The organism is uncultured Microscilla sp. (assembly GCF_947493425.1).
Lineage (GTDB): Bacteria > Bacteroidota > Bacteroidia > Cytophagales > Microscillaceae > Microscilla.
The window spans coordinates 1-13,279 of the sequence record NZ_CANLRP010000016.1 but is presented as its reverse complement, the minus strand read 5'-3'; the positions used below and the strand labels follow the sequence as shown (position 1 = coordinate 13,279).

8 protein-coding genes are annotated in these 13,279 nt (G+C 40.6%); 6 read left to right on the top strand and 2 right to left on the bottom strand.

Going from position 1 to position 13,279, the window contains the following annotated elements; all coding sequences use genetic code 11:
• Window positions 1-108: 108 nt before the first annotated feature.
• Entirely contained in the window at window positions 109-3,048 is a 2,940-nt protein-coding gene (locus tag Q0954_RS06700; protein WP_299455271.1) for a SusC/RagA family TonB-linked outer membrane protein, read from the bottom strand.
• Between the two features lie 606 nt (window positions 3,049-3,654).
• On the opposite strand from Q0954_RS06700, the gene Q0954_RS06695 reads away from it, so the two are divergent.
• A complete protein-coding gene (locus Q0954_RS06695) occupies window positions 3,655-3,942 on the top strand; it encodes an SCP2 sterol-binding domain-containing protein (RefSeq protein WP_299455269.1) in 288 nt (95 codons plus the stop codon).
• 392 nt (window positions 3,943-4,334) lie between these two features.
• Window positions 4,335-6,659: an OmpA family protein gene (locus Q0954_RS06690; RefSeq protein WP_299455266.1), complete on the top strand. Its 2,325-nt coding sequence runs from the start codon at window positions 4,335-4,337 to the stop codon at window positions 6,657-6,659.
• A gap of 117 nt (window positions 6,660-6,776) precedes the next feature.
• On the opposite strand, the gene Q0954_RS06685 is transcribed toward Q0954_RS06690, so the two are convergent.
• Window positions 6,777-8,084 carry a serine/threonine-protein kinase gene (locus tag Q0954_RS06685; RefSeq protein WP_299455263.1) on the bottom strand — a complete coding sequence of 436 codons (1,308 nt, stop codon included), beginning with the start codon at window positions 8,082-8,084 and terminating at the stop codon, window positions 6,777-6,779.
• A gap of 377 nt (window positions 8,085-8,461) precedes the next feature.
• On the opposite strand from Q0954_RS06685, the gene Q0954_RS06680 reads away from it, so the two are divergent.
• The 4 genes from Q0954_RS06680 (at window position 8,462) to Q0954_RS06665 (ending at window position 13,131) form a co-directional block, all read left to right on the top strand.
• Window positions 8,462-9,025: a RidA family protein gene (locus Q0954_RS06680; protein ID WP_299455260.1), complete on the top strand. Its 564-nt coding sequence runs from the start codon at window positions 8,462-8,464 to the stop codon at window positions 9,023-9,025.
• 301 nt (window positions 9,026-9,326) lie between these two features.
• Entirely contained in the window at window positions 9,327-10,019 is a 693-nt protein-coding gene (locus Q0954_RS06675; protein ID WP_299455258.1) for a hypothetical protein, read from the top strand.
• 178 nt (window positions 10,020-10,197) lie between these two features.
• A complete protein-coding gene (locus Q0954_RS06670; protein ID WP_299455255.1) occupies window positions 10,198-12,333 on the top strand; it encodes a tetratricopeptide repeat-containing sensor histidine kinase in 2,136 nt (711 codons plus the stop codon).
• 195 nt (window positions 12,334-12,528) lie between these two features.
• Window positions 12,529-13,131, top strand: coding sequence for a DNA-3-methyladenine glycosylase (locus Q0954_RS06665; RefSeq protein ID WP_299455252.1), 603 nt, complete (start codon window positions 12,529-12,531; stop codon window positions 13,129-13,131).
• Window positions 13,132-13,279 lie beyond the last annotated feature (148 nt).

Genomic DNA, 13,279 nt, shown 5'->3' with positions numbered 1-13,279 from the left:
TTCTATTTCAAATTTGATTTGGTAATTTATCAACAGTCAATACCCAACTTGCCTAAAGTGCTTACAAACCAGGTAATGTGCTGGAGACAGCGCTTATTGGCGGGTGTACTAAAAAGTAGCCGCCAGGTGAAAAAATACTCGTTTAGAACTTGGGAAAGGCGCCACATCTATTCCTGAAGATAAGCCAGCCCCCCCTTTGGTAGATACTTCGGGATCGTACCACTTATAGTTTGAGAAGGTTAGCCAGTTTTGAGCAGAAACGCCCAATCTGATGTTTTCTACTTTGTTGCCAAACCACCTCTTGGTCAAGCTCTTGGGCACATTATAAAACAAAGCAACTTCCCTTAGTCTAAGGTAGGTGGCATCTTCTAAGAAACGAGCCGAGCCTGTTCCGTTTCTCCTGGCTTCGCCTTCAGGGGTGTCATAGTCAAAGCTGGTTTGCCCCAAATCTGCCAAAAACAAACTCAAGTTAAGGTTGTCTCCTCCCTTTTTGTAATGCCACAAAAACGAAAGTTCAAAGTTTTTGGCAATCTTCATGGTGTTGTTCCACGATAACTGGAAGTCGGGCATGGCATCTCCAATAGTGATCAGGTTGCCATTTTCATCTCTTCCTTTAAACTGGGTAATAGATTGTCCTTCTTCTATATAAAAAGACCCTAAACCTATACTAAAAGAAGCGCCTGGAGGCGCAAAAGCAGGAACATCTAGACGGGTCACTACCGAGCGGTTGAACCAAAAACGAAACTGAGTAGACCAGCTAAAGTTTTTACTTATAAAAGGGTCACCGCCCAGGGTCAACTCTACCCCAGTGTTTACCATGTCAGCAGCATCGGTTATTTCAGACGAGAATCCACTTGATGAAGGCAAAGCATTTTCGATCAATAGGTTTTTTACCCCACGACGATAGTAAGTAGCTTCAAAAAATATACGGTTGGCCAAGAAACCCAGGTCAAGTCCTGCTTCTATCTCAGTGGCTATTTCAGGCTCCAAACCAGGGTTACCTCTTGCTTCATTGATGGTTGCTCCGCTTAAACCGCCCATGCTTGCCCGGTCGAAACCAGTAAATAAGGCACCAAAGCCAGGGCTACTACCCGTTTGCCCAAAGGCAGCTCTTAATTTCACTTGGTTTACCACGTTTTTCAATGTCCAAAAATCAAAGTTGGCCACGTTTACAGCCAATGACGCTTTAGGGAAAGCATACATTTTGTTAGGGTCACCATTGAGCGTAGACTTATCTAAACGCACTCCAGCACTTAAGATTACCTTGTCGGCAAAATTAGCTTCTTGCTGGAAGAAATAACCAAAATCTTGCTCAGTAGCTAATAATTGGTTAATGGATGGTGCGCCAACTTGTTGTAAATTTTGTTTGCTATTCAGATCGATACCTCTGGCTAATAAAAAGTTTCTGTTTTTGTAAAGACCAGTCACCCCTGCCTGAGACGTAAGATCAATGCTGCCCAGGTTTACATTAAACATCAAAGCACCCTGGTAATTGCCATTGATTACCGTATTGGCACCTTCTGCCAGGTAACCGTTAGACACGCCTCTTTGAGCTGTATGCAGTGGAGACACAAAAGTAAAGGTGCCAAATTTATAAATATCAACTCCTCCCCCCAGGTTAAACTTCAAGAGCATATTGTCGCGCTGCAATAAAGTAAAGTCTAAAGCAAGGCTTTGGATCGTACGGAAAACTTCCTCGCGGTTGTACATGCCATCACGTACGAATAATGGGTTACCCGAAACTCCAGGGTTGTCGGGATACTCGCCTAATTCGTTAGGAAAAAGATTGCTCCAGGGGCGGGTAGAAGTCAGGTTATAACCGTAACTCAAACCACCTTCGTTTTCGTTTCCGGTAAAGCTACGGTCAGCACTGGAACTCACAAAATAAGAGCCCGCAGTTAGTTTAGCATACTGAGACAATTTATGGGTAACATTCAGGCGGAAGTTTCTTCTGCGGTAACCAGTCCCCCGGATGATCCCCTCTTCGTTACGGATAGATGTACTGGCATAAAAGGTAGTACGGTCATTGCCGCCACTTGCGCTAAAGTTAGTTTGAAAAATACCCCCAATGTTCCCGTACACTTCTTTTTCGTAGTCAAACAACTCACCACCATTGGCAGCTTTGACAGCGTTCCACTGAGCTACAGCACTGTTGGCATCGGCACTGTTGGGGTCACTAAAGTAACTTCTTACTTTGGCCTCAGTATCATAATTTCTTTGTCCTAAAAGTTTGATGGCACGGGCAGTCCCTACCAATTGCTCAAAGTGAAAACGGGTTTTACCAGCATTCCCCTTTTTGGTCGTAATAATCATTACTCCGGCGTTGGCACGTGTACCATAAATAGCTGCAGCAGATGCTCCCTTCAACACCTCTATTCTTTCTATGTCGTTAGAAGATAAATCAGCCAAACGGTTAGAGGATTGTTCTTCGTTTCCGTCATTGGCGCCAGACACAAAACGAGTTCCACTGGGAATCTCACTGTTGTCGAGATACACCCCATCTACAATAATTAAGGGTTGGTTTTGCCCAATAATAGACGAAACCCCGCGCAAACGGATAGAAATACCTCCCCCAGGCGCGCCTGAATTTTTTACAATGTTGGCACCAGTAAGTTTTCCGTACAAGGCACCATCCACAGTAGGAGGAGAAGTAACCCCTACCAGTTCTTGCGACGAAATGGTAGATACCGCATTGGCAAGGTTGGCTCTTTTTACATTTGAGGCAAGCCCAGTGACTACAATCTCGTCCAGAATAGAGTTTTCGTCGGTGAGGGTCACATTAATTTGGGTTTGTGAACCTACCAATACTTCTTTGGTGGTCATTCCTATAAAACTAACAATAAGAATAGCGTTGCTGGGCACGCTTAAGGTAAACTTGCCATCAGCATCGGTAGAGGCGCCGTTAGTAGTGCCTTTTACCATCACGGTAGCACCAGGCAAAGCTTGGCCGTCTTTGTCTACAACCTTACCCGTAATGTTGCGGGTTTGCGCCCAGGCAAAGGAAGTAATAAGGCATAAAGTGAGTAATACAAGTAATTTTCTTTTCATATAAAATGGCGTTTAAAATAATTATTTATTTTGCCTACTTCCACATGCACAAAACTTTGTTGGGAAATAAGCTTATTAATATATAGTAATCCTTCGAAGCAAAACTAAGGTTTTTTTATAAAACTTATACCGTTTGAAATATTATTTGGCATATACAATGGTTATCCCTCAAAAAAACAAAACTTATAATAAATATGGAAAACACCCATTTAGAGATATTTTCTAAAATTAAATATTCATTTTACTGCATACGCTTACTTTTTATTTTGATAATACCATTACCTACCTCTTCACTACAGAACAATCGTTGTATGACGACAAGACTGCCAGTCATTTTTCTTGAAAACAGTGCTTTTGGATTTTGTAAAAAATAGCTAACTTCACCCCCGATTTTAAATCAGTGTTTGCCAATAATTATTTTTTGGGGGTTAAAAATGTATCTGTTATTACTGGTTCAAATATTTGAGAGGCGATGGGTTTTACCTTGCTACTCTCACCAGTGTTTTGTGAGCAGTGAAATAGGCAAGTTTTACATTCAAAGACAAAAGGTTGGACAGGCGCTTGAAAAAACAATGAAACTATAACATTTAAACAACTTATATTATTATGAGCGTAGAAGCTACTACTCAAAAAGTGCAAGAATTAGTTGCTGGAGGCCCTGGTTTTAACTATTCAATCAAATTTGTATTCAACGAAGGGGGTGTTATTCACCTTGATCGCAATGATGTAAGCAACGAAGACAAAGAAGCTGATTGTACCATCAATATGGAATTGAGCGACTTTGACGCAATGATGGCTGGCGACCTAAACCCACTGGAAGCTTTCATGGGTGGAAAAATGCAGTTAGATGGTGACATGAATGTTGCAATGCAACTATCTTCGTTGTTTAACTAAGGGGGCTTAAAGCCTACACAAAAACATAAGGAAGCGAGGCATAAATGTCTCGCTTTTTTTATGGCATTTGATCAAGGTCTACTTTTACTCCTGATACAATCCTTGTTTTGCTTTACCCTTGGGGCAAATTGAGCATGACTATATCCTCGCCAGCAAAAAGAAAAAAAACTCTCCAGTGTTTCACCTCGCCAAAGTATACAGATAGGAACAAATAAAAATAAGAAAACCTACATGTTTTTGAGTACTGAGTTATCATTAGATACAGCTAACAGATTAGTATAGTTAGTCTATGATGAGTGAACTGATCACTCATTGTCAAGATATACACTGGTATTCAATAAAAACTGTAGCGCCTACAACCGTATATACTACCTATAAACACTATTCGAAAAATGCTCAATTTTAAACATTACCACCTGTTCTTATGGCTATGCACTTTTGTTTTGATGGCTCAAGCCTGTACTCCTCCTCCTACCGTAGAACGTTTTCGCGGCAAGCGCTTTGTAAATTACGGCGATGAAGTCACCCTGTCTTGGAATGTGCCCAAGGCCACTTCGGTAGAAATAGAGGGGGTTCAAAACAATTTACCCGCCAAGGGAAAAATTAAAATCAAACCTAGCCAAACTACTACTTACAAGCTGATTGCCCGCAACAAAAAACATACGGTTACTAAAGAATACAAAGTAAAAATAGTGAAGCGCTCAGCAGTGATTGATAAGTTTGATGGGGACGATGAAATTGCCGAAGGCGAAGAAGCAAATTTGTACTGGAGCGTGCGTGATGCCAAAACTATTCGTATTGCCGGGCTTGACAAAACCTTGAAAGCCAACGAAAGCCTCACGGTCAAGCCTGATAGTACTACTCAGTATATATTGGAAGCTAAAGACCGCTACGGCGAAGTAGTAAGAGACACCCACACGGTGAAGGTAAAATTTGACGAATACTTTAAAGGCCCCCGTAGCATAAGTGTAGGAGAGAAAGTAAGGGTAAAGTGGCGGTTTAAACAAGCGCGTTTTGTGGTTTTTCAGAACGATACCTTGCCCACCGAAGGCACGACTCTGATACAGCCCAAAAGGTCAAAAAACTATTCAATGATGGTGATACGCAACAACCGCAAAGTAAACTTTGTGAAATTGCCAATAAAGGTGGTTCCAGTTACTTTTAAGGGTAAAAAAGATATTTTACTGGGCAGTAAAACCCGGATTAGATGGAATGCCAAGGGGATGAAAAGTGTGATTTACCGAGGAGACAGTTTGCCTTTGGTGGGCAGCATGGAGGTAGCTCCTTTGCGTAATACCACTTATAAGTTTTTGATAGATGACGGAGAAAAATCTTTTGTGAAAAGCTTTAGGGTGAGGGTAATTAGACGAAAATTTATAAAAAATGTGGCGAGAAAAACTACCTTAAAAAAAGGACAAAAACTTGATTTTGATATTTTTGCCACTGACCGCTCCCAATTTCCCAAAGAAGTAAAGCTGTATGTGCTCGTGACAGATACCAGCGGCAATTTTATCAGCCACCTTGCCCCTCCTTATGTAAGCTACCGCGAATCCCGCAAATTTTTTCGCAAAATAGTAGAGAGTGTAAAAGGGCGACGTTACGCCATTAATAACTTCAAAGTACGTGAAGTACACGAAATGATCTCTAAACCTTATGATATTTCGTTGGTGATGGACTACAGTGGCTCAATGGCGGGCAATATAAAAAAATTGGAAGAAGCTACCCGCAAATTTATTTTGACCAAGCACCCCAACGATAAAATATCGGTGGTAAAGTTTGACGAACGACTGGAAACTGAGCTAAGGTTGACGGCACAAGGCAGCAAAGCCGATTGTGTAAAGTTTGATGGCATTACCCGTTATGGTGGCAGCACTGCCTTGTATGCAGGGGCTGACGAGGGGCTCGAAAGCTTAAAAAATGCCCAAAATAACAAGGTAATGTTGTTGTTTACCGATGGGGAAGAAAATTCTTCTTTGCAATATTTTGGTAAGCGGGCTTTTCGCGCCAGCGAGGTAGTAAAAAAAGCCCGTGAAAAAGGCATCAGGGTGTTTACTATTGCCTATGGTACTGGAGTAAACAACAAAACCCTGAACGCGCTCTCGATGCTCACCGATGGCAAGACTTACTTTATAGAAAACCCCGGTGAGATAAAGCAAGTGTATGAAGAGTTGCCACGCATTTTCCGCAATTTTTATGAGATTACTTACCGCCCAGTAAATGTACAGGGGCAACACGACATAGAGCTCACGTATAACAATGGATTGGGCAAAAGCCAAACAGTAGGGTCAAGTACCCATATTGGCGAAAATTACGAGATAGATAAGTACGACTATGAAGGGGCGTATAAATACCAAACCAACCTCAAAAAGCGCCCTGTAGCTCCACCTCAGTCGGTGGCATTTTTTGAATACAATAAGTATGAACTAAAAGGTAAGTTTATCAAAAACCTGGAACCATTTATCAAGTATTTGAAAAAAAACAAAAATGCGGAGCTTGCCATTTATGGACATACCGACCAAGTGGGCACTGCAGCAGCTTGTTTGTTGCTTTCGCAACGCCGCGCCAATGCCATTAAGCAGTATTTTGTTAGGCACGGCATTGCTGCCAAGCGCATTACTGCCAAGGGCTATGGCAAAGCCAAACCAATTTGGAAAAATGAAAAACACGATTGGCAAGCCAAAGAAAACCGTCGCATCGAGTTGTTGTTACTTGAGTAAAAACTCTGTTTCTATCTACAGGTTTTACAAATCAATCGCTCAAAATCAACGTGATAGAAAAAGCGTAGCTATTCTTGAAACAATCTAATTTGGCTTGCCCCTGTTGAAACTATATCCTCACTCTTGATACACTGCTTTTGCCACTACTTGTTTGGCAGGGTTTGGGACAGGATGATAGTCCAATTTCTTTTTGCCGTACTGGGTTAAAAAATAGATCACAAACAATGACAACATTACCGAAAGTATCAAGGCAACGATGAGAAACTTATTGGTACGTTTTTCTTTTGCTTCCTCAAAATCAGTTACTTCATCTAAAGTATCAAACATTGACTTGGGTTTAATTACTGAAGCAGGCTGCTCGTCCGAACCATCTGCAGGCTTAAAAGTGGCATCGCCAATCGTTACCTGATCTACATTTGTGGTGCCATATATTTCTTTATCATATTCTTCTTGAGTAGTCCCAAGCGAGGCTGCCGTATCACCAAAACCCTTAGTGGTTTCAAAGGCAGAATATTTTGTTTCGTCAGTCTTCTTGGGAAACAACTCCAGTAGCTCGGCTACTTGTTGGTAACGCTGATCTGGGTCATTTGCAAGGCATTTTTGTACAATGGCATTATAGGGAGGAATTAATTGATTTAAGTCACCTTGCATTTGATCACTCAGAATATTTGCCATGATTACATCATTGGTAGTCCCGTTTTGAGTAGAGCCAAAAGGCAATTGATTGGTCAATAGTTCATACACCAACACACCAAACATCCATATATCCGACATTTCAGTAATCCTCTCGTCATATTTACCAAGGCGTTCGGGAGGTAAATAACCATAATTAGACATATACTGGCTCAATTGGGCGCTTAATCCAAAATATAAAATCTTTGGTGTAAGTCCCCCATTCTCTTCTTTGATAATCACTTTGGCTTGTCGCAAATCCCGGTGAATAATGCGGTGGTTGTGCAAGTAGTGTAAGCCCGACAATATGTCGCGCAGCAAATGCTGCAGAGATTCTTCAGTAAGGTTATAAATAGGAAAATTATTCAAGGTTTTGCCCTCTACATACTCCATTACTACGATATGAAACAGCAAAGTTTCCTCTTTAAGCGTGTTTTCATCCTCAGCATCAGGAGTTATCTCGATATTGGTGTTCGACAATACATTGTCAGGAATCGCAGAAACATCTACAGGTAGCTCTTGCTCGAACACATCGTAATACCTCACCAGGTTTTCGTCTGAGTGGTATTTTACCCGTTCTATCTCCTCAGCCAGATCGTAGTGGGCAGGCAACAAGTCGGGTGAAATACACTTCAGCGCTACTACCCTATTTTCTTGGGTATCTACTGCACGATAAACTGTTCCTAAGCCTTTTTTGTCTAAAGTATCATGTTCAGGGTCATACTCATAACGATCGCCTACTCTCATCATCATTTACAAAATAAGGGGGTTAGATAAAGAAAAACAGGGGTAAAAATACCATTTTTTGACAACAAACCAGAGGAAAAAATAAAAAGAAGTACTTCAGTTGCCTTTTTGGTTGCCTGTATGACAAGTATTACTATAAAACCATTGTTTTTTTGAATTCATCAAACACTTACCCACTTCAACAAACCTGTGAACTAAATCTACTTAAACTTTTCAACAAGATAGTTGCCCTAAGTCTGCCCTATTTCGAGTTTTTTTTATTCTTTTAGGGCAGTGAACAATGGTTAGGCTGCCTAATGGTGGATACGCTCCTCATAAAGAATACCCCAAAGCCATGCTTAAAAAATGACTGAATTTATTCAACACCTAAATTTGTAAACAATATGACAATAAAATTACTCCAGTGTATGGTTTGGCTAAGCCTGATAACAGCTTGTCAAAGTAAGCAAAGTGCCCCAACTAATTTTAATGCCACAAATAAAGCCATAGAAAGAAAATCTAAAGGGCTAGAAACTCTCCAGGTTAAGCGCTACGATAATCCGACATCTTCTATACTACAGGGAGTAGCCATACCCAAAGGAAAAAAGACTTTTTTGACCAGTGGGCTGGTAGCTCCATTGCTAGATTCTACCGCAGCTAAAACCGATGCACACAAACGTCGGGGAGATACATACACCCAAAGCATTCATACGCTCAAACGCATTGAAAAAATATTGCAGGAGGCGGGCTTAGAAATGAAAGATGTGGTATATTTAAGAGTGTACATTGCACCTGATACCCAAAACAACCAGGAGCCTGATTTTGACGCTTGGTTCAAAGCATATAATAAGTTTTTTAACAATGCGCAAAACCCTACAAAGGTTGCCCGCACTACTTTGGGAGTATACCGACTGGCTCGTCCTGATATTTTGGTAGAGGTAGAAGCGGTAGCAATTTACCCTGAGTAAAGTTTGTTTTTTATATTTCAATCAAGTTTTAGTAACACGATAGATTATAATCAGAGCTTGTTTAGAATTAGCCGATGGCAGAGCTCGCTGAAGGCTCGGTTCATTGATTGGGTATTTTACGCGACTTTTCGGATTATATATTGTCAAATTTGACGCATCTAATCCTAAAACATCCTGTAAACGAAAATTTAAACATACTCTTATCTGAAAACAAAGCTATTACACAAATATCACTTTTTTTTAAATAGGGAAACCTGACCTCTGGAACCTACCCCTGCTAGAGATTATGAAATATTTAACAATGAAAAAAAAACTATTTTTATCTCTTATTTGTTTAATTGTTTACGGAGTATTACAAGCAAAAGCCCCCAAAATATGGGATACCAGTGATACCAGCAAGATATTATCAGAAGAGGCTGCTGCTGAACACTACCAACCTTTGTCCAGCATTAACACCCTATCACCCAAAAAGCACACACAACCATCATTGCACCGACCTACCACATCTCATAAACACCATTATGGTAAACGTTTGCGAACGTTTAAACACTACCTTCAACCCCAGCAAGCCCTTACAATGATATGGATTGGCGTAGGTATACTCATTGCGGCTTTACTTATAGGCACAGGAATGATGCTTCAGTTGGTGAGTTTCCTGGGAGCGTTTATTTCTTTGGCTATTATTACTCTTGTGGCACTGGTGTTGCCTTTTGTAGAAAGTATTGGCATAGAAGAAAATTTTGTACTGGGAGCCATCTTGTTTTTCTTCGGAATAGCCATGATTTTTATGGGCTTGGGGGTGGTGGCATTGTGGGCAGGAGGAACGGCTTCCATCATAGAAGCCGGAGCATTTGTAATCTCTTGGAGTTTACTCAGTTTTGCTTTTGCCATTGGCTTGTATTTTGCCCTTTATATACTATGGAAACTGCTCAAGGCATTCTTCCGTCTTATCATTCTTGTCTTTACATTTGGGCTGGTAGATATTGGTAAATAAAGGCACTGAATGAATGAAAAATATAAAGTCAAGACATTGTATTTTTTAAAATAAAAATCAGTATATTTTACTAAAGTTTTTGACTTTTTATTATAATTTAGCCTAGTGGCAATTGTTTTAGTTATAAAAGGACTGTGATTTTGACTATTCTTATCAGGATTAAGTATCAATACATCTAATGAAGTATATTTTCACATTTGTAGGTTTATTGGCAACCTTGTTTGCTTACGGGCAAAGTGATAGTACTTCTATTCTAACCGATAGTTTGGAAAAACGGGTTGGTAGTACTCAAGGCAACAAAAAAATTAAAATCCTTCTCCGTTTATCAACACTCTATCATTCAACAAACCCTACCAAATCACTAAAATACGGGCAAGAAGCTGTCAACCTTTCTCAAAGAGTCAAGGCTCGCCCTGAAATGGCCAGAGCCTTGAGCAACATAGGGTATGTACATACCCTACAGGGCAACTATATAAGTGCGTTGGCATATTACCTGAGGGCGCTGGATATTCTCCAAAAGGAAAACCCGGCTTTGGTACAAACCGAACTTGCCAAAACACTTGACCGCCTGGCGCAGGTATATTACCAAAAAGGTTACTATGAACAAGCCCTTAAGTACCAGTTAAAAGCATTAAAAATTCAAGAAAAATCGGCTGATCAAGCAGGTATTGCCAGTTCATTTGATCACATAGGTTCTATTTACAAGGCACAAAAAATGTTTGTAGAAGCGCTTGAATACTACAATATGTCGCTGAAAATCAACCGAACCACCCAAAGCAATGTGGCAATATCTCAAAACCTGGGTAATATCGGAGAAGTGTATTTTTTGCAAAAGAAATATAAAGAAGCACTCGACTTTTACCAAAGGGCTTTTGAACTCATCTCGCACGAAAACCATTATAAAACCAACGAAGCCAACTTGCTTGAGCACATTGGTAAAGTATACCAACAACAGGGAGAATATAACAATGCATTGGCATATTTTAAGAAGTCGCTTGGTATAAGACAAATGCTGCAAAATAAAGATGGTATAAGTGCTAACTTGAGCGACATTGCCGAAATTTATCTCGCCACTAAAAAAAACACACAAGCTATACAGTATGCCCAGCAAAGTTTGTTGCTTGCCAATGAGCTAAAGTCTCGTATCAGGGTAAAAAATGCTTCGCATGCCTTGGCAGAAGCATACGCTGCGCAAAAAGACTTTGAGCAGGCTTATCGTTTTCAAAAGCTTTATAACCGGGCAAATGATAGTTTGTACAATGAGTCAAAACTCAAGCAAATTGCCGAATTACAAGCCTATTATGACTTAAATAAAAAAGAGGAAGAGAAGAAAGACTTGTTACAGGAAAAAAAAGTATTACAGCGCAAAGCCAACGACAACACGGTAATATTGAACAACAAGCAACTTACGATTTACGCTTTGGGGTTTGTTATTTTGCTGGCACTGGCTACTTTGTTTGTGCTGTATAACCGGGCAAGGTTTAGAAAAAATCTCACCGACGAACTGGAACAAAAGGTAAACGACCGTACTGCTTACCTTAAAAAACTCGCTGATGAACTTACTCGCGCCAACCACGAGCTGGACACTTTCTTATACAAAGCTTCTCATGACTTAAAAGGCCCTTTGTCGTCGCTTGAAGGGCTGTGCCACGTGGGTTTGCTCGAGCAAGACGAACGCAAGGGTATGTATTTTAATATGCAACGTGAGGTGCTCAATCGTATGCAGTTGTTATTATTTAGAATAGTAGAAATAGGCGATATAAGGTCGCACCAACCTGAAACTACTGAAACTATCAAACTTAAAAAACACCTTAAGTCGGTAGTAAGAAGCATGCGCCGGGTAGAAGGCTATAAAAACACCAGCTTTTCGGTAGATGTCAACGAAGATTTGGTGATTATAACCGATGGGGAAATGCTGGATATTGCCCTTGATAACATTGTAAAAAATGCTGTACAACACGCCAACTCTTACTATGGCAACGATTCACCGCATATTCGCTTAGTCTATGTTGATTTGGGTGACTATCATCAAATAAAAATTATAGACAATGGCAGCGGCATGCCTCTAGAAATTTCAGAACGAATATTTGAGATGTTTTTTCGGGGCACCGATAATTTCAAAGGGTTTGGATTGGGACTTTATAAGGCCAAAATAGCCATTTCTAAACTAGGTGGAGAGATTTCGCTGCTCAAGGCAGAAAAAGGTGAAACCATATTTTCGATTACCATTCCCCAGTACAAAGTCACTCAGGAATCGCCTATAATCAACGGAGCCATCCACCCCAAAAAACACCATTATATTAAATTGAACTGACTTAAATGTATAGGCAACGTATTTGTCTGGTGATAAGTAGCAGTAAGTCCTTAGATACCGATGAATATCGGTGCAATTAGCGATAAGCTACAAGTAAGTGTAGCTTACCAATAGCTTGGCAATTACGCCTAATATATTTAATTCTGCCTTGGCGCTTACGCCGGGTAAAAACTGCCAAATGAATGTAAAGCAATTATGACCAAACTCTCCCTCGATTTTTATTTGACTACTGACGTGGTGCAAGCGGCTCGCAACTTATTGGGCAAAGTATTATATACTTGCGTTGATGGGCAGGTTTCGGCTGGTATTATTGTAGAAACAGAGGCATATTGTGGGGCAACCGATCAAGCTTGTCATGCTTACCCAAACAAACGTACCAAACGCACTGAAACGATGTATCAAACTGGTGGTACAGCTTATGTATATCTTTGCTATGGCATGCACCACATGTTTAATGTAGTAACCAATGCTCCCGACGTGGCAGATGCGGTGCTGGTAAGGGCTATAGAGCCTGTAGAAGGTTTAGACCTTATGAAAACCAGGCGCAAACTAAAAAAACCAGGAACCCACCTTACAGCAGGTCCTGCCATGTTGACTCAAGCATTGGGCATTAGCACCAGTGATGATATGACGGATTTATTAGGAGATAAAATCTGGCTGGAAGACCAGGGAAGAGTTTATTCAGAGGAGGAGGTAATAGCTAGCCCCAGAGTGGGCATTGACTACGCCGGAGATGATGCTTTGCTGCCCTGGCGGTTTAGAGTAAAGGAAAACAAGTGGTGCAGTAAGGCAAAGTAAAATGCTAATATTAAACAAGTTCTAAAAGCCAGATAAATACAGCTTATACTGTATTTATCTGGCTTTATCAGTTAGAGTATGTTTAAAAATCATAATCTGGGCTAAAAAAGTGTCCCCGAATACAAGTTCGGGACTTACAGTTTTTACG

What these genes read in the sequence shown, in the direction of transcription:
- Q0954_RS06700 (WP_299455271.1), bottom strand. Translation starts at nt 3,048, where the DNA reads ATGAAAAGAAAATTACTTGTATTACTCACTTTATGCCTTATTACTTCC.
- Q0954_RS06695 (WP_299455269.1), top strand. Translation starts at nt 3,655, where the DNA reads ATGAGCGTAGAAGCTACTACTCAAAAAGTGCAAGAATTAGTTGCTGGA.
- Q0954_RS06690 (WP_299455266.1), top strand. Translation starts at nt 4,335, where the DNA reads ATGCTCAATTTTAAACATTACCACCTGTTCTTATGGCTATGCACTTTT.
- Q0954_RS06685 (WP_299455263.1), bottom strand. Translation starts at nt 8,084, where the DNA reads ATGATGATGAGAGTAGGCGATCGTTATGAGTATGACCCTGAACATGAT.
- Q0954_RS06680 (WP_299455260.1), top strand. Translation starts at nt 8,462, where the DNA reads ATGACAATAAAATTACTCCAGTGTATGGTTTGGCTAAGCCTGATAACA.
- Q0954_RS06675 (WP_299455258.1), top strand. Translation starts at nt 9,327, where the DNA reads ATGAAAAAAAAACTATTTTTATCTCTTATTTGTTTAATTGTTTACGGA.
- Q0954_RS06670 (WP_299455255.1), top strand. Translation starts at nt 10,198, where the DNA reads ATGAAGTATATTTTCACATTTGTAGGTTTATTGGCAACCTTGTTTGCT.
- Q0954_RS06665 (WP_299455252.1), top strand. Translation starts at nt 12,529, where the DNA reads ATGACCAAACTCTCCCTCGATTTTTATTTGACTACTGACGTGGTGCAA.